This window comes from Streptomyces sp. KMM 9044, assembly GCF_024701375.2.
Classification (GTDB): domain Bacteria; phylum Actinomycetota; class Actinomycetes; order Streptomycetales; family Streptomycetaceae; genus Streptomyces.
The window spans coordinates 5,848,326-5,866,894 of record NZ_CP113910.1 but is presented as its reverse complement, the minus strand read 5'-3'; the positions used below and the strand labels follow the sequence as shown (position 1 = coordinate 5,866,894).

Genomic DNA, 18,569 nt, shown 5'->3' with positions numbered 1-18,569 from the left:
TGCCCGCGGGACGCCGGCGTAAACCGGCGTAAACCGGCGAAACCTTTCGACCCCGCCATCCCGTCCACGCCGGTTGACGGGGTCCCACCAGCCGGTGACACTCCGAGGGCCGACTCCAACAGAACCCCCCACACTCCCACAGGAGGGGCCATGCGTCCCCGGCTCGCCCGCACGCTCCTGCCCCGCCCCCTGTCCGTCGCCGCCCTCCCGGCACTCCTGCTCGCCCTGCTGGTCTCCCTCCTCACCGCCGGGCCCGGCGCCGCGGAATCCGGATCCCCACCCGTGCCCAAGGCCTCCTACGCCGGATACCTCTTCGCCTACTTCACCGGTGAGGGAACCGCCGACGGCGAGCAGATCCGCTACGCCCTCAGCCGCGGCAACAACGCGCTGAGCTGGCGTGAGCTGAACGGCGGACGACCGGTGCTGACTTCCACGATCGGCGAGAAGGGGCTGCGCGATCCGTTCGTGATCCGCTCCCCCGACGGCGGCAGGTTCTACCTGATCGCCACCGACCTGCGGATGTACCAAGGCAGCAGCGGCAGCTGGGACGAGGTCCAGCGGCACGGCAGTAAGTCGATCATGGTGTGGGAGTCGACGGACCTGGTGAACTGGACCAACCAGCGTCTGGTGCGGGTCTCCCCCGGCAGCGCCGGCAACACCTGGGCGCCCGAGGCCTACTGGGACGCTTCACGGAACGCGTACGTCGTCTTCTGGGCGTCGAAGCTGTACGCGGCCGACGACCCCGGCCACACGGGGTCGACGTACAACAGGATGCTGTATGCGACCACGCGGGACTTCCGCACCTTCAGCGAGCCGAAGATCTGGAACGACCCCGGCTACTCGGTGATCGACTCCACGGTGGTCGGGCACCGGGGCACCTACTACCGGTACACCAAGGACGAGCGCGATCCGTCCTCCGGCTCCCCGTGCTCGAAGTTCATCACCGGCGAGAAGTCGGCGGACCTGACCTCGCCGTCGTACGTCTTCGTCGCCGACTGCATCGGCAGCGGGGCGATGAGCCGGGGCGAGGGGCCGACAGTGTTCAAGTCCAACACCGAGGAGAAGTGGTACCTGTTCATCGACGAGTACGGCGGCCGGGGCTACCTCCCCTTCGAGACGACCGACCTCGCCTCGGGCCGCTGGATCCCGTCCACCGCCTACCGGCTGCCCACCAGTCCCCGGCACGGCACGGTGATTCCGGTGACACGGGCGGAGTACGACCGGCTGCTGGCCGCGTACCCGTAGGGGTCCGGGCCGGCCGCCGTCACAGGACGGAGGCCAGCCAGGAGTGGACCTCGTCCTGCATCGCGCCGTCGAAGACGTGGCCGCGGTCCGGCCACGTCTTCAGGTGCAGTCGGTGGCCGGCGGCCTGTGAGCGCCATACGGTACGCAGTCGGCCGTATGCGGTCCGCACGCCGTCGGCGGGGAACAGCGGGTCGAGCCCACCGTGGAAGAACAGCATCGGCCGGGGTGCGGCGATGCTCGCCACGTCGGGGATGTCCAGGTGCCGGGCGAGGCCGGGGTGGAGCATGTGGAACGCCGACTGCCCGCGCAGCGTGTTGTTGCCGGGCACCATCATGTCCTTCAGCCCGGTCATCCAGCACACGCTCGCCGCGGCCGCGACGTGGTCGCTGAGCGCGGCCGTCTGCCAGGCCCGGTAGCCGCCCATGGAGAAACCCAGAGCGGCCACCCGGCGGGTGTCCACCCTCTCGAGGCCGGCCAGGAAGGCGGCGGCGCGCTGGTCCTCTCGAGCGTGGAGTCCGGCGAGCGAGGAGCCGAGGTGGAAGAGGTTGCTCGCCAGTTCCTGCTGCCGCCCATAGGTCAACGGCCCCCGCTCGCCCCAGCCGAGGGCGTCCAGACAGAGCACGACGTAGCCACGCCGGGCGAGTTCGTCGCCGACGAAGCGTCCGCCGAAGTGCCGCGCGGCCCACTGCTCGGCGGAGGCGAGACGGGTGCCGGTGTCGTCGTACCAGGGACGGACGCACTTCTCCTTGCCGATGTCGAAGCGGGAGCCGTGGTCGTGCAGGAGCAGCACGGCGGGGAAGGGCCCGGTGCCGCTCGGGGTGAGCAGCGCGCCGCGGACCCTGTCGTAGCGGGTGAGGGAGAGGGTCACCATCTCGCGTGTGCAACCGTCCTCCTGCTCACCCCCGGCGGGGCCCGCGGTGAACTCGGGTGCGTACGGGGTGTCCGCCTGGTCGTCGACGACGAGCAGGTCCTCGACCTTGTCCCGGGCCGCCCGCCGCCACGCGTCGAAGTCCCGGACGGGTGAGGCGCCCCAGGCGAGGGGGAACGTCAGGTCGTCCTTGAGCGCCTGGTGGAGGCCGGGCGGGCCCGGAACAGGGACGAGGGCGAAGGTGGAGGTCACCTCGCGGCCGGCCGGGGGTGCCAGTCGCCCAGGAGACCCCGCCGGGGGACGGGCACGGACGTGCGCGGGGAGAACGGCGGCGGGCTGCCGTGGGGCAAGGACATGCGGACACTCCTTCGGTACGGAACGGGCGGACCGAGTGGACCGGGGCGGCGGACGGGGCGGGCGGGACGGACCGGGGCGGGCGCGCGCCACAGTGGGGGCAGTACGCGCCCGCCCCGGCTCAGGGGTGCGCGAGGCAGGGGAGGTCAGCGCAGACGGCCCGCTCCCGCACCGTGCCTGACCAGCGCCGGAACAGCCCGTGCCCGGTCGACGTCGGCGCGCAGGGCGGGTGTCCAGCCGGCACCGGACCGGAGGGTCTCCTCGGGGATCTCCGCGTTGTGCACGGCGATCAGGTCGACCCGCCTGCCGTTGACGAGGTTGTTCTCGGCGGTGAGCGGCGAGTCGTTCCACCGCTTGAGGATCTTCCCCGGAGTGACACCCTTCGCCAGGGTGAACGCGTTGTGCTCGGCGACGAGCTGGGACTCCTTGCCGATGCCGAAGCTGTAGGAGAAGCCCCGTTCCGCCACGAAGTGGTTGTTGTACACGTCGACCTGCCCGAAGCGGACGCGCGGCGCCCGCTCGACCAGCTTCGAGAACAGGTTGTGGTGGAAGGTCGCCTTCAGCTTGCCCCGGTCGCCGACGGCCGTGGACTCACTGTCGCTGTTGCCGATCAGGATCGTCTTGTCGTGCTCGGTGAAGACGTTCCAGGAGGCGGTGACGTAGTTGGCGCCGCGGACGATGTCCAGCTCGCCGTCGTGCTGCTGGTACAGCATCCCGAAGTGGGTGGGCGCGGCGCTGTCGGGGTGCTCGCCGTCGGTGAAGGTGTTGTGGTCCAGCCAGACGTGGGTGGAGTTGTACACGACGGCGGTGTCGTACTCGGAGTTCCAGTTGCCCCGGTCGCCGTCGGTCGGGTCCCACTGCGGGAAGCAGTCGAGGGGGCTCTCGAGGGTGAGGTTGCGGACGATGACGTTGTCGACGTCCTTGATCTGCAGGCTGGCGCCCTTGAACCCGGCGTTTCTCCCGATGCCGATGATCGTGGTGTTGGCGGGGACGTTCGCCTTGATCTCAATGCTCTGGTTCGCGGCCGAGGTCCTGCGCAGGCCCTCGGGGCTGTCGTCGCTCTCGTCGCTCAGGTCCTGTTCCAGGCCCCAGGTCTCGGGCGCGTACTTCTCCAGGTAGGCGTCGAAGTCGTAGCCGGGGGCGGCGAGCGAGTCGCAGCCCTCGGAGACCGCGTCGATGGTCCCCCGCACCTTGATGATCTTCGGTGCGCTGCCTCCGTCTGCCAGGGCCGCCCTGAATCCGGCCCAGTCACTGACGGTGTAGACGTGCTCGGGCCCGGCGTCGGCGCCTCCGGTGGTGCCGGGGCCGTGGGACGCCCAGCCGTCGTTCGCGCCGAGGGTCTGCCGGGCGGGATCGCGGTGCTTGCCCGGGTGGTCGGCGTGGTGAGTGCCGTGGGCCTGGGCACCGGTACCGGTCAGGGCCAGTACGAGGGCAGTAGAGCCGGCCAGCGTGGCGGCCTTCATATTGGCATGGGCATGCCATATCGGTCTGTTCATGGTGTGGCTCTCCCTTTTTCTCGTTCGATCGGTCAGGTGGTGGCGCCGGCGTCCGGCCAGGTGATCCACGATTCGGGGATCACGTCGTTCAGCCGGCGCACGTCCCGCGGCCCGAGCACCCGGGTGCGCAGCAGTTCCCGGGCGACCAGTCGCGCCACGGCGATCGCGCCGGGCGGGTTGAAGTGCGTGTTGTCCTGCTCGGTCGCGGTCCAGTTGAAGTACTTCTTGGTCTCCTCGACACCGAGCTCCTGCCACAGCGCCAGCGACAGGGCCTGGATGTCGAGGAGCGCGACCCGCTCCTCGCCGGCCAGCGCCCGCATCGCCGCCGGGTAGTCGCCGTGGCTCGGCACGGCGGCACCGTCCGCGTCGAACCTCCGGCGTTCCACGGCGGTGGCCAGCACGGGCCGCGCCCCGCGGACCCTGGCCCCGTCGACGTACAGCCGCAGGTAGTCCTGGTACGTCGTCCAGGGCTCGGTGTGGCGGGCCGGGTCGGTGGCCTTCTCGTCGTTGTGCGCGAACTGGATCAGCAGGAAGTCGCCGGGCCGGACGGCGGCGAGAATCGCGTCCAGCCGTCCCTCGTCGACGAAGCTCTTCGAACTCCGCCCGTTCACAGCGTGGTTGACGACGTCGAGGCCGGGGCGGAGCAGGAAGGGGAGCGCCATGCCCCATCCGGCCTCGGGGGCGGCGTCGGCGTGTTTCTGGGCCGCGGTGGAGTCCCCGGCGATGTACAGGGTGCGGGGGCGGGGGTGCCCGGGGGCGGCCCGGGCGGTGCCGGTCGCGACGAGGGCGAGGGGAAGGCCGAGACCGGCGGCGGAAACCTGTCTGCGAGTGAGCGACACAAGCCTGTGCCTTTCAGCAAGGGTCCGGAAGCGCGCCGGGGGGGCGCGGGACTGTACCTGTGTGCGTGGCCGCACCGGGCGGGCGCGGCTGGTCGCGAGGGCGGCCCGTGGCCCGGAAGGAACGGGCCGCCCTCGCGGTATTACCGGGTACCGGGCACCGGATCCGGTGGTGCTGTCTGCTGTCGAACGCCGCTCAGGCCATCCGCTCCTGCCACTCGGCCTGCGCCTCGTTCAGCTGATCGGCCAGGTTGTCGAGGAAGTCCTTGGCGCTCATGTCCCCGAGCAGCACCTTCTGGAAGCTGGGCTCGTTGTCGGCCTTGGAGATGGTGTTCCAGTCGGGCAGGTAGTACGGCAGCTGGACGATCGTCGTCGACCCGTCGCTCAGCGCGTCCGCGGCCAGCTTCGTCGGCTCCGCCTTCTGGATCCAGTCGTCCTTGGCGGCGTCGAGGTGGGCCGGCACCTGTCCCGCGGACTCGTTGAACTTCGAGTTGGCCTCGGCCGAGGTGACGTACTCGATGAACTTCCAGGCGGCGTCCTTGTTCTTGGAGCTCTGGAACACGCCGAGCCCGTCGACCGGGTTGGAGACCTGGACGCGGGCCCCGTCGGGTCCGGTCGGCTGCGGGATGCCCCGGAACTTGTCGGCGCCGAGCGCCTTCACGTGGTCCTGGTAGGAGCCGAGGTTGTGGTTGAGCATTCCGATGGTGCCCGAGTCCCACTGCGCGACCATCTTGGTGAAGTCGTTGTTCAGGTCGGCGGCGGGAGTGACCTCCTTGAACAGACCCACGTACTTCTCCAGGGCCTCGACGTTCTTCGGGTCGTTGACCGTGGTCCTCTCACCGGTGGAGTCCCAGAACGTGGTGATGCCGGACTGTCCGTACATCGCGTCCAGGGCCTGGGCGATGGAGCCGGCGCCACCGCGGATGGTGTAGCCGAACTCGTTCTCGCCCTTGTTGCTGAGCTTGTCCGCGGCCTCGAAGAAACGGTCCCAGGTGGACGGCTCCTCGAGACCCGCCGCCTCGAACAGGTCGGTGCGGTAGTAGAGGACTCCGTTGTTCGCGGAGGTCGGGATCGAGTACAGCTTGTCGTCACCGCCGCCGGCGGCCCGCAGCGACTCGACCATGTCCTTGTTGAGCTTTCCGTCGAGGGACGACTCCCCCAGCCGGTCGTCCAGCGGGGCGAGCGCCTGCTGGGCGGCGAAGCCCGCGAGCATCGCCGCGCCGACACCGCCGACGTCCGGCAGGCCGCCGCCCTGGATGGCGGTGTCGACCTTGGACTGGTATTCGGTGGACGCGATCCCGACGTACTCGACCTCGATGTCCGCGTTGGTCTTCTCGAAGTCGGCGATGATCTCCTTCCAGATGTCGGTGCGGATACCGCCGTTGTTGTCCCAGAAGGTGATCTTTCCCGTGCCACTGCCCTCGGCGCCCTGGTCGCCGCCCGTGCCGCTGCCGTCGTCGCCGCAGGCGGTGACGGTCAGCGCGAGCACGGCGCCCAGGGCGACGGCGGCCGATGTCCGGCGCCTGCCGGTGCTGCTGCTTCTGCGATTGCTGATCTTCATTGGTCGGCTCTCTTCTGCTTCTGGTTCCAACGGGACTTTCTGGACTTGCTGGACCGCATGTGGGGGGAGGTACGGAGGCCGGTGGTTACGCGGGGCTGATCCTGAACCGCGTGAAGGTTGCCGTCCCGGCGTGCCCCTGGCCCGTCGGGGCGAGGGCGGTCAGGCCGAGCAGGGCGCCGACCCAGCGCCACGGGGCGGCGGCGAAGACCTGCCCGGAGGGACGGAAGCCGTCCCCGGTGTCGTACGAGAAGCGGCAGCGGGCTTGGGGACCGGCCTCGATCCGCAGCCGGGCCCGGCCCCCGGGAGCGAGCCGGGGGTGGCCTGCGTCGCGTTCGCGCTCGGCGACCGTCTCGGCGAACCGGTGCACGAGGTGTGCCGTGCCGTCCGCGCCGCGCTGGAGTCCGATCCAGGCATAGGCGTCCCCGAGGACGGCGAGGCCCGCCCGTGCTCCGGGCTCCTCGCTGTCGAGCCGCAGTTCCACCTCGACGGTGCACGGGGTGCCGGGCAGTCGTTGGGTGAGGACGTTCGGCAGTTTGCGCAGGTCGTGCGCGTCGGCCGTGCGGACGCAGGTGAGCCGCAGGCCGTCGGCGGAGTGCTGGGTGGCCCAGCCGTCCCGGGGGTTGGCCGTCCACTGCCACTGACGGCCGTGCCGGCCACCGGGGAAATCGTCGTCGGTGGCGGGCGCGGCGGCCGGCTGGGCGGGCAGGTCCGGGCGGCAGTGCCCGGCGACGGGGGCGCCGTCGTCCCCGATCACCGGCCAGCCCCCTCCGCCACCGCTCCCACTCCCGCCTTCGCCCGCACCGGAGGGCTCCGCGGCCCGCTCCCAGCGCATCGGCTGGAGGTGCACGACCCTGCCGTACGCCCCACGCTGCTGGAAGTGCAGGAACCAGTCCTCACCCGACGGAGTGCGCACCCAGCCGCCCTGGTGGGGCCCGTTGACGTCGGTGTCCCGCTGTTCCAGGACGACCTTCTCCTCGTACGGGCCGAAGAAGTCGCGGGACCGGAAGGCACCCTGCCAGCCGGTCTCCACTCCCCCGGCGGGAGCCAGGATCCAGAACCAGCCGTCGTGCCGGTAGAGCTTGGGCCCCTCCAGGGTGAACCAGCCGGGGATGCGGTCGGCGTCGACGATCACCTTGCCCTCGTCGAGGAGTTCGGTGCCCTGGGGGTGCATGCGGTGGCCGGTGAGACGGTTCTTGATGCCGGAACGGGACATCGCCCAGGCGTGCACGAGGTACGCCTCCCCGGTCTCCTCGTCCCACAGCGGGCACGGGTCGATCAGGCCCTTGCCCGCCTTCACCAGGTGCGGACGGCTCCAAGGGCCCCGGATCTCGGGGGCGTTGACCTGGAAGATGCCCTGGTCGGGGTCGCCCCAGAAGATCCAGAAGCGGTCGTCGTGGTGGCGCAGGGAGGGCGCCCAGACCCCGCGGTCGTGCCGGGGCACCGCGAACTCGCCCTCGGGTTCGAGATGTTGCAGCGCGTGGCCGACGAGTGTCCAGTTGACCAGGTCGCGGGAGTGCAGCAGCGGCAGCCCGGGAGCTCGGCCGAAGCTGGAGGCGGTCAGGTAGAAGTCGTCGCCGACGCGGATCACGTCCGGGTCGGACCAGTCGGCGTCGAGCACCGGGTTGCGATAGGTGAGGTCCGCCGGCGGGGCGCTCACGGGTTCACCGCCTTGCGGACCAGGGCGGCGGCGGCGTCCCTGCCGAGGCGGCCGTCGGCGACCACGGTGACGACGCGGCGGACCACCGTCTCCCCCGGCAGGATGGGCAGCCGTGCGTCGTGGGCGAGCGAGGAGCCGACGCCGGGGTACTCGGCGGTGCGCACGAACCAGGGGTCGCGGCGGGTGGTCCCGGTGGCTCCGGCGAACACCAGCGTCCAGTCGGCGCCGGCCAGAGCCAGCCAGTCGGCCGGGCGGCCATGCACCGTTTCCTCTCCCTCGGCAAGGGCGGTGAAGACGTCGGGCTCCGCCTTCTCCTTGCGGGCCCGCCAGAAGAAGCCTCCGTAGGCGGCGCCGGGGCGGCCGTTGGTGGCCGGGCTGCCGACGGAGAGCGGGGCCTTGGTGACGTTGGTGAGGGAGAAGGTGAAGTCCAGCGCCCAGGCGGTGTCGGTGAGTTCGGTGGCGGCGACGGTGCGGCGCTCCCGCAGCAGTTCGCCGGGGGCGGCGATCCAGCGCAGTTCCTCCACGAAGCCGTCGGGGTCCCGGAGCTGGAAGCCAAAATGCCGCTGGGAACCGTGGTTGTCCAGCTCGGTCGGGCCCCGGTCACGGACGTAGGTGCGCCCGCCCCAGAAGTTGTGCCCCTCGACATCGGGAACGGCGACACCGACGCCGAGGTGGTGGGTGTGGTCCGCGGGCGACAGTTCGGTGACCGTCGTGCCGGCCAGGGTGGTGACGGGGTGCAGATACGGGCGCGGGGAGAGCCCAAGGGGCAGCTCGGGCCGGGTGGCGTACCGGCCGACCGGCCGGCCCGCGACGCGCAGGATTGCGAAGTCGTCGCTGGTCATCGGGTACTCACCTCTTTCGGCGGATGCGGTGCGGACTGGTGTCCGAACTGCGGTGCGGACAGTTCTTCGGGCTGTCGTACGGGCTCGGGCGCGTCCTGCTGTGCGGGCAGGGCCCAGGAGGCGCCAAGTTCGGAGTAGAGGGACAGGGTGTCGGCGGCGGCCGCGACGAGGCCGTTGATGCCGGGGACGACACGGCGGTTCTCGCCGGGGACGTGGTGCCAGGCGCCGTCGGGCAGCGGGGCGGGGTCGGGGGCGCTCCGGATCGCCTCGACGACCTTCATGAAGGCGCCCGTCCCGTCCGGTGTGACGAGCAGCGGGGCGCCGGTGACGAGGTGGTCGACGAGGTTCTCCAGCAGGTCGGTCCGGCCGAAGTGGAGTTCCTCGGGACCGTGGCCCGCACGCTGGACCAGGACGCGGTCCTGCTTGTACCAGAAGGTGATCCGGCCGCTGGTGCCGTGCACGAGGACGTACGGCTCGTCGGCCCGCTCGGCGCACAGGGTCGCGGCGACGGTGACCGGCCGGCCCTGTGCGGTGGTGACACGGACGCAGGAGGTGTCGTCGGACTCGATGTCGTTGGCGTGCAGCAGTTCGGTCTCGATGCCGGTGACGTCCTCGGCGCGGGTGCTGCCGGCCAGCGCCAGGGCGGTGGCGACGGCGTGGGCGAGGGGGTTGGTCAGTGCCCCGTCGATCACGTCGACGCCGTGCAGCCGGCGCCGGCCCGCCCAGGGTGCCCGCCGGAAGTAGTCCTCCGGGCGCACCCAGGCCCCGGCGCCGCCGATCCCGGTCGGCCGGCCGATGGCACCGTCGGTGACCAGTGCCCGGATGGCGGGCACGGCATGCGATCCCAGCGACTGGAAGCCGATCTGGCAGGCGGTCCCCGCGGCGGCGACCCCGTCGGCCATCCGCCGGTACTCGGCGTAGGACGGCGCCGGCGGCTTCTCCAGCAGGAGGTGCACGCCCCGTTCGGCCGCGGTGAGGGCGAGGTCGGTGTGGGTGTGGATCGGGGTGCAGACGACTGCGATCCGGGCCCCGGTGGACTCCAGCAGGGCGCCGAAGTCGGCGGACTGCTCGGGTGGTTCGTCCCCGTACCCGCCTCCCTCGAGCTCGTCCTCGGTGAGCGGGGCGAGTTCACAGACGCCGGCCAGCCGGACGAGCCCGTCCTCCTGGAGCCTGCGGATGTTCGCCAGGTGCCAGCGGCCGTGGCCGCGGGCGCCGGCGAGCACGACGGGCAGCGGATCGGTCCGGGGCGTGGCGCCGGATGCGGCCTCGGATGCGGTCATCCCTTCACCGCCCCCGCGCTGAAACCGGTGATCAGCCACTTCTGGATGAAGGCGAACACGATCACGACGGGCACGGCCGCGATGATGCCGCCCGCGGCGAGGGCGCCGAGGTCGACGCTGTCCGCGCTCATCAGGGTGTTCAGGCCGACCGGGATGGTCTGCTTCTCCTGGTTGTTGAGGAACATCAGGGCGAACAGGAAGTGGTTCCAGGAGTGGACGAAGGCGAAGGAGCCGACGGCGATCAGACCGGGCCGCAGCAGCGGCAGGACGACCACCCTGAACGCCCGCATCCTGCTGCACCCGTCGACCCAGGCGGCCTCCTCCAGTGAGTACGGCACGTTCTTGATGAAGTTGCTGATCAGGAGCATCGACAGCGGCAACTGGAAGACCGTCTCGGCGATGATGACGCTGAGCAGCGAGTTGATCATCTGCAGTCCGGCGAAGATCTCGAACAGCGGGACCAGGAGCAGTGCGCCGGGCACGAACTGGGAGCACAGCAGGGCGAGCATGAAGACCCGCTTGACGCGGAAGTCGAACCGGGCGAGCGCGTAGCCGCCGGCCAGGGCGACCAGCGTCGTCGTGATCAGGGTGGCGACACCGACGAGCACGCTGTTCTGGAAGAAGGTGCCGAAGGCCCGGTCCGTCCACACCTTCTCGAAGTGGGCGGTGGTCATGGGCCAGGGCACCAGCGAGGTCGAGCCGGCCGGGCGCAGGGCGAAGAGCAGGATCCAGTAGAAGGGGATGAGGGTGAACAGGAGGTAGGCGCCCAGGGGAAGGTAGATGTGCCAGCGGGGTACCTCGTCCCAGGCGTGGTGCTTCTTCCTCGCGGGGCGGCTCGGCGGCTCGGCGGCGGAGCGCGCGGGGGCGGATGCGGGTGCGGCCGGGGCGGCCTCTTCGGTGATCACTTGCTTTCGCCTCCGAACTTGCTCAGCCGCAGATAGACGATCGAGCAGAAGAGCAGAATCACGAACGCGACCGTGGTGAGTGCCGACGCGTAACCGAAGTCGTGGGCGTCGACGCTGGTGTTGGCGATGTACAGCGGGAGCGTCGTGGTCACGCCGGCCGGTCCGCCGCCGGTGAGGGTGTAGAGCAGGTCGACGTTGTTGAACTCCCACACCGCGCGCAGCAGCGTGGACAGGATGATGGCGTCCTTGAGGTGGGGCAGTGTGATGTGCATGAACTGCTGGAAGCGGCTGGCCCCGTCGACCTCGGCGGCCTCGTACAGGTCCTTGGGGACGGACTGGAGGTCGGCGAGGATGAGGATGGCGAAGAAGGGGACACCACGCCACAGGTCGGCGACGACCACCGCCGAGAAGACGGTGGAGGTATCCGAGAGCCAGCTGGTGCCGTAGTCGCCGATTCCCATGTCGGCGAGGTAACGGGTGATGCCGGTCTGGGAGTTGTAGAGGAGAACCCAGATCGCCGAGGTCAGCACGCCGGAGACGGCCCACGGGGAGAAGACCAGGGCGCGGCCGACGCCCCGGCCGATGAAGGTCTGGTTGACGATGAGCGCCAGCGCGAGCCCGAACATCAGCTGGAGGCCGACCTCGACGACGACCCACTTGGCGCTGAAGATCAGGGTGTCCCAGAACAGCGGGTCCTCGGTGAAGAGGTGGACGAAGTTGTCGAAGCCCGCGAAGCCGTTCCGCCACGGCTTGGTGGGGTTGTACTCCTGCAGGCTGTAGTAGAAGACGCTGATGACCGGGTAAGCGATGAAGCCCAGCATGAGCAGGCCTGCCGGGGCGATCAGCAGGTAGGGCAGTCTGCGCGGCGTGGCGGAGGCATGGCGCCGCCTCGGTGGCGTGGGCGGTTTCGCCACGGCTGCGGCTTGGGCCATGACTTTCTCCGTTTCTCGGTGTACGTCGTGCGTGCGGTGCGTAGGTGAAGCGCTTTCTTTCCAGGTCTGCGGGTGTCCACGCGGTCCGGGGCCGGACCGTGCTGTACGGGGGTGGTGCTCGCGGTCAGCCCGCGTAGGGATCCTGCACCGTGCCCGGTCGGGCGAGGAACTCGAAGTCGCAGCCGGTGTCGGCCTGGGTGATCTGCTCGTTGTAGAGCGCGCCGTATCCGCGCTCGTACCGTGCGGGCGGGGGCGTCCACGCGGCCCTGCGCCGTTCCAGCTCCTCGTCGTCGATCTCGAGCCGGAGCAGCCGTCGTTCGACGTCGAGGGTGATCAGGTCCCCGGTGTGTACGAGGGCCAGCGGTCCGCCGACGTACGACTCGGGGGCGACGTGCAGCACGCAGGTGCCGTAGCTCGTGCCGCTCATCCGGGCGTCGGAGATCCGCACCATGTCCCGTACCCCCTGCTTGAGCAGGTGGTCGGGCAGGGGCAGCATGCCGTACTCGGGCATGCCGGGCCCGCCCTTGGGGCCGGAGTTGCGCAGCACCAGCACGTGGTCGGCGGTGATACCCAGGTCCGGGTCGTTGATGGTGCGCTGCATGGTCCGGTAGTCGTCGAAGACGACGGCGGGGCCGGTGTGCTTGAGCAGGTGCGGTTCGGCGGCGATGTGCTTGATGACGGCGCCGTCGGGGCAGAGGTTGCCGCGCAGGACGGCGACCCCGCCCTCGTCGGCGACGGGCCTGTCCCGGGGCCGGATGACGTCGTCGTGGTGCACCTGCGCGCCTGCGATCTGTTCACGCAGGGTGTCGTGGGAGACGGTGGGCCTCTCCAGGTGGAGCAGGTCCCCGATCCGGGAGAGGAAACCGGGCAGGCCTCCCGCGAAGTGGAAGTCCTCCATCAGGTACGTCTGCCCGCCGGGCCGTACGTTGGCGAGCACCGGGACGGTGCGGGCGATGCGGTCGAAGTCGTCGAGGGTCAGGGCGACGCCCGCGCGGCCGGCCATGGCGATCAGGTGGATCACGGCGTTGGTGGAGCCGCCGAGGCCCAGAACGGTCGTCACCGCGTCCTCGAAGGCGTCCGCGGTGAGGATGTCGCTCAGCTTCCGGTCCCGGTGGACCAGCTCGACGATGCGCAGCCCGGCCGCGGCGGCCATCCGGTCGTGCCCGGAGTCGACGGCCGGGATGCTGGAGGCGCCCGGGATCGTGACGCCGAGGACCTCGGCGGCGGCGGTCAGTGTGGACGCCGTGCCCATGGTCATGCAGTGGCCGGGCGAGCGGGCCAGGCCGCTCTCCAGTTCCTGCATCTCGCAGTCGCCGATGGCACCGGCCCGCTTGTCGTCCCAGTACTTCCACATGTCGGTGCCGGAGCCGAGCACCTCATTCCGCCAGTGCCCCGGCAGCATGGGTCCGGCCGGCACGAACACCGCCGGCAGGTCGGCGCTGGCCGCGCCCATGAGCAGGGCGGGCGTGGACTTGTCGCAGCCGCCCATCAGCACCGCCCCGTCGACCGGGTAGGAGCGCAGCAGTTCCTCGGTCTCCATGGCGAGGAGGTTGCGGTAGAGCATCGGGGTCGGCTTCTGGAAGGTCTCGCTGAGCGTGGAGACCGGGAACTCGAGCGGGAAGCCGCCTGCCTGCCACACCCCGCGCTTCACAGCCTGCGCACGGTCGCGCAGATGGACGTGGCAGGGGTTGATGTCGGACCAGGTGTTGAGGATCGCGACGACGGGCTTGCCCAGGTGCTCCTCGGGCAAGTAGCCGAGCTGGCGGGTGCGGGCGCGGTGGCTGAAGGAACGCAGCCCGTCCGTGCCGTACCACTGGTGGCTGCGCAGTTCCTCGGGCCGCTTCTTCGGCGTGCTCACACGGACCACCCCGCGGCCATCGCGGCGACCTCGGCCCGCTCGTCCTCGGGCAGCGGCCTGCTCGGCGGACGGACCTCGCGGCGGCACAGGCCGAGGGAGGCGAGGGCCTCCTTGACGACGGTGACGTTGTTGGCGGAACCGTTGGCGGCGCGCAGTTCCTCGAAGCGGCGGATCTGCTCCCAGATCTTCATGGCACTCGCGTAGTCACCCGATCTGAGCGCCCCGATCATGTTGAGCGACACCGACGGGGCGACGTTGACCAGGCCGGAGGTGAAGCCGGTGGCGCCCGCCGAGAAGTAGGAGGGTGCGTACGGTTCGGCGAGCCCGGCGACCCACACGAACCGCTCGATGCCGGCGTCCCGCGCGAAGGCGGCGAACTTCGCCGCGTCCGGCACGGCGTACTTCACGCCGATGACGTTGGAGCAGGAGTTGGCGAGTTCGGCGAGGCGGGCACCGGTGAGCTGGGGGTTGCGGATGTAGGGGACGACGCCCAGGCCGGGCACGGCCTCGGCGATGGCGCGGTGGTAGTCGACCCAGCCGCTCTGGGAGACGTAGGGGTGGACGGGCTGGTGCACCATCACCATCCGCGCACCGAGGTCACGGGCGTGCCGTGCGGAGGCGACGGCGGTCGGCACGTCGTGCCCCACGCCGACCAGGACGGACGAGCCGTCGCCGGTCTCCTCGAGGGTCAGCTCGGTGACCGTGCGCCGCTCCTCGGGGGTGAGGGCGTAGAACTCGCCGGTGTTGCCGTTGGGCGTCAGGGTGGTGATGCCGGCGTCGAGGAGGCGGCGCAGCAGGGCCCGGTACCCGGCCGGGTCGACGGAGCCGTCCTCGGCGAACGGGGTCACCGGGATCGCCACCACGTCGGCCAGGGCCGCCCGCTGGGTCTCGAACGTCGTCGTCATGCCTGACCGTCCTCTTTCTGGGCTGCCGGGGCGGCCGTGACTTCGGGGTTGTCCGTGGTTTCGAGGATGTCCTGGGCTCCCCGGAGTCCCAGGCCTTCCTCGACTCCGAGTTCCGCGCCGGGGAAGGCCCGTCGTACGAAGGAGGCGATGTGCGCGTGCAGGGCGCGCGCCGCGCCGCCCGCGTCGCCGTCCAGGGCGAGCCGCAGGATCTCGCGGTGCTCGCTCGCCTCCCGCTGCCAGGAGGGGTCGGCGGCCCAGGCGACGGCGGAGACCAGTGCGGCCTGGTCGCGGACCTCGTCGAGCATGCGGCTGAGCAGCGGGTTGCCGCACGGCAGGTACAGAGCGCGGTGGAACTCACGGTTGGCCAGGGAGCGTTCAGCGGTGTCGGTGGCCTTGTCGGCCCGCGTCAGCGCGTCGCGGGCGGCGTCCAGGGAGGCGCCTCGGCGGACGGCGCGCCGCAGCGCCTCGGGTTCGAGGAGCAGCCGCACGTCGTAGACCTCGCGTGCCATGTCCGCGTCGACCATGCGCACCGTGACACCCTTGTACTGGCTCATCACGACCAGTCCGGTGCCGGCCAGGGTCTTGAGCGCCTCCCGCACCGGGGTCTTGGACACCCCGAACTGCGCGGCGAGTTCGGTCTCGACCAGAGCCTGGCCCGGTATGAGCCTGCCGGTGAGGATGCGTCGTTTGATCTCTTCCAGCACGTACTGCGTGCGGGAGGGGATCGGCATGGGCACAGAGGTCATGCGCGCCTCTCGGGATCTCGCATATCGCGTCTCATATATGACGTACGAAGTACGACGCGATGAAACTAGGAGCGGCCCGGGGTTTCGTCAATGCTTCCGACAAAGGAAGTTCGGGTTTCCGTCACCGCGCACGCACCGGCCGGGCACCGTCCTGCCCGGGTGCCCGGCCGCTCGGGAGACCCCCCGGTCAGTTCCTGGGCGTCCATCCCGGATCGCGGCCGCTCAGCCCCACCGTCCGGTCCAGCAGCGGGGCGTCGGACGGTACGGGCACGACGGGGCCGAAGACACCCTCGCCGCCGTCCCGGCCGGGTTCCGCGGCGGCGGCGAGGAGAAAGGCGTGCGCGGCCTCCAGTGCGGCGGGGTCGGGGGCGTAGTCCTGGCGTGTGGCGCGGGCCAGGTCCCAGCCGTGGATCACCAGTTCGCCGGCCGCCACGGCTCCGGCCGCCTCTCCGGGCAGGTCGACACCCCCGGCCCTGGTCATGCCGGTCCAGGCCGCGGGGTCACGCCACGCCTCGGCGAGTTCACCGAGCGCCACGGGCAGGCCCTCGCTCCAGCCGGGGCCGAGGTCCGGTAGGGCGGCGTCGGGACTGGTGTCGGTGGTGGCGCCGAAGTTCCTGCGCCCTGCGTCACGGAAGGCGGCGCACAGCCCGGCGAGGTGGCCCAGCAGGTGGCGCACCTCGTACTCCGGGCAAGGTGTCCCGTCCGTCAGCTGCTCGTCGGTGACCCCCTCGGCGAGGCGCGCCACGATCCGTGCCTGCGGTCCGAGGTCGAGGGTCGGGGTCGGGTCGGTCATGGGGTGCTCCTCACGTTTCCGCTGGCGGCACCGCGCGCACGGACCCGAGCGGGTCCGGGCACGGCGCCGCCGGCGGTTCGGCTCCTGAGGAGTGGACCGGCCCCGGCCCCGGAACTCATCGCCTCAGAGGGCGGCGAGTGCCCCGCTCACCTGCTCCAGATCGCCGTCCGAGGCCAGTCCCGCGTGATACAGCCGCAGTTCCGTCGCGCCGAGGCGGCGGGCCTCGGTCGCGTCCGCGGCAAGGGTGGCGGGGCTGCCGCCCATACCGGAGACGACGGTGAAGTTGGCGGCGAGGACCGTGCCCGGACGGTCCGCCTGCGCCTCCCCCGCCCTCCGCGCCTCCTGTGCGAACGGGGTCAGCGGGGCGGGGCTTCCCGTGCAGGGGACGACCACGCCGTCGGCGACGGAGAGGATGTGTGCGGGGTCGACGCCGACGTTGGCGCCGCAGTGGTAGGAGACCGGGTCCGCGTGCAGCAGGACCTGGAAGCCCTCGGGGGCCGCGTCACGTACCGCCAGGACCGCCGCCTCCTGGAGCGTGCGGGCCGTTGCGTCGCGCCACGCGCGCGTGGCGGCCGCCGTGTCCTCGCCGAGGAGCTTGCCCACTCCCGCCCACCCTCCGCCGGAGGGAGCCCCCCGCCACACCGGCTCCAGGGCGGCCCGTACGGTCGCGGCCAGTACACCGGCGTCCAGGTCCTGGGCCCCGTAGCCCTCGCGGCAGGACGGGCAGAAGCACAGGGACATCAGGTACTGCCCGGCGTCGCCCAGGCCGACGCCGGCGGTCTTGTCGTGGGCGTGCAGGTGGGCGAGGCCGTACCAGCCGAGGGACTCCAGTTCGGTGCCGCTCGCCCCGGGCCGCACCGCGGCCTCCGCGGCCAGGGCGGTGAGGTAGGCGCGCGTGGCGGGCTGCGCGATGCAGGGGGCCCAGGGATAGCGGTCGCCGTAGGCGTTGACGACCGAGGTGTCCGGATGGTCGGCGCCGAGGCGGGAGTTGTGCGCGAGCACGGCCCAGGTGTGCACCTGAAGGCCTGCGGCCGCGAGCGCGCCGGCCGCCTCGCCGAAGGCGTCGCCCGGTGCCCAGTCTCCGGACGGGTACGGGCGCGGGCTGCGGCCGGCCCAGTGGGCGCCGGGCGGGTAGAGCACGGCCGCGTGCTCGGCGGTGACGACACGGTGGCGCGGGTGACGGGGAGTCAGCGTGCGCGTGGAGTGGTAGGCGGAGGCGAGCGTCACCTGCGCCACGCCGAGCCCGGCGATCCGCGCGGGGGCCTCCGGATCCCCGTTGACGTCCCAGGGGTAGACGAACGCCGATGCCCTCACTTGGCCTCCTCGATCAGTGCGAGTCCCCGCTCGATCAGCCGAGCGAGTTGCCTGACATGATCCCCGGCCGGTTCGTCGAGCGGCGGCCGGACCTCGCCCACGTCCAGGCCGCGCAGCCGCACCCCCGCCTTGACCAGGGAGACGGCGTATCCGCGGCCCTGGTCGCGCAGTTCGACGAAGGGCCGGTAGAAGCCGTCGAGCAGGCGGTCCACGGTGGCCCGGTCACCGGTGTGCAGGGCCTGGTGGCAGGCGAGGGCGATCTCGGGGACGAAGCAGAACACCGCGGACGAGTAGAGGGGGATGCCGAGGGCGCGGTAGGCGAGCTGGGTCTGTTCGGCGGTGGGCAGCCCGTTGAAGTACAGGAACTCACCGGGCACTTCGGCGCGTACGGCACTGACGATCCGCTGCATGTGGTCGAGGTCGCCGTGACCGTCCTTGAGGCCGATGATCCCCTCGGTGCGGGCCAGGTCGACCACGCCCTCGGGCGTGAACAGGGCGTTGTCCCGCTGGTAGACGATCACCGGGAGGGTGGTCGCCGCGGCGAGTTCGCGGTAGTGCCGGACCAGTCCCGCCCGGCCGGCCCGCACCAGGTAGGGCGGCATGGCGAGCAGCCCGTCCGCCCCGGCCCGCTCGGCGATCCCGGCCCAGCGCACCGCGAGGCCGGTGCCGTACCCGGTGCCCGCGACGACCGGGACGCGTCCGTCGGCCGCCTCGACGGCGACCCGCACGCACGCCTCGAACTCCTCGGGCGTCAGGGCGTGGAACTCCCCGGTGCCACAGCAGGCGAAGACGGCGGCGGCCCCGGCCTCGACCCCGCCGCGCACATGGAGCCGGTAGGTCCCGAGGTCGACGGAGCCGTCGTGTCCGTAGGCGGTGACCGGGAAGAACAGCGGTCCGCCGGGGATGCCGAGCCGGGCGGCGAGAGGGGCTGACGTCACAAGCTCTCCCAGGTCCATATTCTTGATTGCCGTCTACAT

Annotated in this window: 15 protein-coding genes and 1 pseudogene; 1 reads left to right on the top strand and 15 read right to left on the bottom strand. The window is 71.3% G+C overall.

Features of this window, described 5'->3' with window-relative positions:
* Nucleotides 1-150: 150 nt before the first annotated feature.
* Nucleotides 151-1,242 (top strand): annotated as a pseudogene (locus HUV60_RS26460) (glycoside hydrolase family 43 protein); the annotation flags it as partial.
* 22 nt (nt 1,243-1,264) lie between these two features.
* Here the strand turns inward: HUV60_RS26460 and HUV60_RS26455 are convergent.
* The 15 genes from HUV60_RS26455 to HUV60_RS26385 all read right to left on the bottom strand — a co-directional run bounded on the left by HUV60_RS26455 (nt 1,265) and on the right by HUV60_RS26385 (nt 18,530).
* Nucleotides 1,265-2,365: a dienelactone hydrolase family protein gene (locus tag HUV60_RS26455; protein ID WP_257849704.1), complete on the bottom strand. Its 1,101-nt coding sequence runs from the start codon at nt 2,363-2,365 to the stop codon at nt 1,265-1,267.
* 248 nt (nt 2,366-2,613) lie between these two features.
* Nucleotides 2,614-3,963 carry a pectate lyase family protein gene (locus HUV60_RS26450; protein WP_257849702.1) on the bottom strand — a complete coding sequence of 450 codons (1,350 nt, stop codon included), beginning with the start codon at nt 3,961-3,963 and terminating at the stop codon, nt 2,614-2,616.
* Nucleotides 3,964-3,995: 32 nt separating this feature from the next.
* Nucleotides 3,996-4,802 (bottom strand): rhamnogalacturonan acetylesterase, encoded by an 807-nt coding sequence (locus HUV60_RS26445; protein WP_257849701.1) that lies wholly within the window; start codon nt 4,800-4,802, stop codon nt 3,996-3,998.
* 193 nt (nt 4,803-4,995) lie between these two features.
* Nucleotides 4,996-6,360, bottom strand: coding sequence for an ABC transporter substrate-binding protein (locus HUV60_RS26440; RefSeq protein WP_257849700.1), 1,365 nt, complete (start codon nt 6,358-6,360; stop codon nt 4,996-4,998).
* A gap of 85 nt (nt 6,361-6,445) precedes the next feature.
* Nucleotides 6,446-8,017 carry a glycoside hydrolase family 43 protein gene (locus tag HUV60_RS26435; RefSeq protein ID WP_257849699.1) on the bottom strand — a complete coding sequence of 524 codons (1,572 nt, stop codon included), beginning with the start codon at nt 8,015-8,017 and terminating at the stop codon, nt 6,446-6,448.
* The gene (locus HUV60_RS26430) at nt 8,014-8,859 is read right to left on the bottom strand and encodes a PmoA family protein (RefSeq protein WP_257849698.1); all 846 of its coding nucleotides are present in this window, start codon (nt 8,857-8,859) and stop codon (nt 8,014-8,016) included. Before HUV60_RS26430 ends, HUV60_RS26435 begins: the two co-directional genes overlap by 4 nt.
* Nucleotides 8,856-10,139 (bottom strand): Gfo/Idh/MocA family protein, encoded by a 1,284-nt coding sequence (locus tag HUV60_RS26425; protein ID WP_257849697.1) that lies wholly within the window; start codon nt 10,137-10,139, stop codon nt 8,856-8,858. Before HUV60_RS26425 ends, HUV60_RS26430 begins: the two co-directional genes overlap by 4 nt.
* The gene (locus tag HUV60_RS26420; RefSeq protein WP_257849696.1) at nt 10,136-11,044 is read right to left on the bottom strand and encodes a carbohydrate ABC transporter permease; all 909 of its coding nucleotides are present in this window, start codon (nt 11,042-11,044) and stop codon (nt 10,136-10,138) included. The genes HUV60_RS26425 and HUV60_RS26420 overlap by 4 nt, the downstream gene beginning before the upstream one ends.
* Nucleotides 11,041-11,976 (bottom strand): carbohydrate ABC transporter permease, encoded by a 936-nt coding sequence (locus HUV60_RS26415; protein WP_257849695.1) that lies wholly within the window; start codon nt 11,974-11,976, stop codon nt 11,041-11,043. The genes HUV60_RS26420 and HUV60_RS26415 overlap by 4 nt, the downstream gene beginning before the upstream one ends.
* Nucleotides 11,977-12,100: 124 nt before the next feature.
* Nucleotides 12,101-13,834 carry an L-arabinonate dehydratase gene (araD, locus tag HUV60_RS26410; protein WP_257849694.1) on the bottom strand — a complete coding sequence of 578 codons (1,734 nt, stop codon included), beginning with the start codon at nt 13,832-13,834 and terminating at the stop codon, nt 12,101-12,103.
* Nucleotides 13,831-14,739, bottom strand: coding sequence for a dihydrodipicolinate synthase family protein (locus HUV60_RS26405; RefSeq protein WP_257849693.1), 909 nt, complete (start codon nt 14,737-14,739; stop codon nt 13,831-13,833). The genes araD and HUV60_RS26405 overlap by 4 nt, the downstream gene beginning before the upstream one ends.
* The gene (locus HUV60_RS26400) at nt 14,736-15,485 is read right to left on the bottom strand and encodes a GntR family transcriptional regulator (protein ID WP_257849692.1); all 750 of its coding nucleotides are present in this window, start codon (nt 15,483-15,485) and stop codon (nt 14,736-14,738) included. Before HUV60_RS26400 ends, HUV60_RS26405 begins: the two co-directional genes overlap by 4 nt.
* A gap of 187 nt (nt 15,486-15,672) precedes the next feature.
* Nucleotides 15,673-16,278 (bottom strand): TIGR03086 family metal-binding protein, encoded by a 606-nt coding sequence (locus HUV60_RS26395; protein WP_257849691.1) that lies wholly within the window; start codon nt 16,276-16,278, stop codon nt 15,673-15,675.
* Between the two features lie 123 nt (nt 16,279-16,401).
* Nucleotides 16,402-17,592: a hypothetical protein gene (locus HUV60_RS26390; RefSeq protein ID WP_257849690.1), complete on the bottom strand. Its 1,191-nt coding sequence runs from the start codon at nt 17,590-17,592 to the stop codon at nt 16,402-16,404.
* Nucleotides 17,589-18,530 carry a 5-dehydro-4-deoxyglucarate dehydratase gene (locus tag HUV60_RS26385; RefSeq protein ID WP_257849689.1) on the bottom strand — a complete coding sequence of 314 codons (942 nt, stop codon included), beginning with the start codon at nt 18,528-18,530 and terminating at the stop codon, nt 17,589-17,591. The genes HUV60_RS26390 and HUV60_RS26385 overlap by 4 nt, the downstream gene beginning before the upstream one ends.
* Nucleotides 18,531-18,569: the final 39 nt, after the last annotated feature.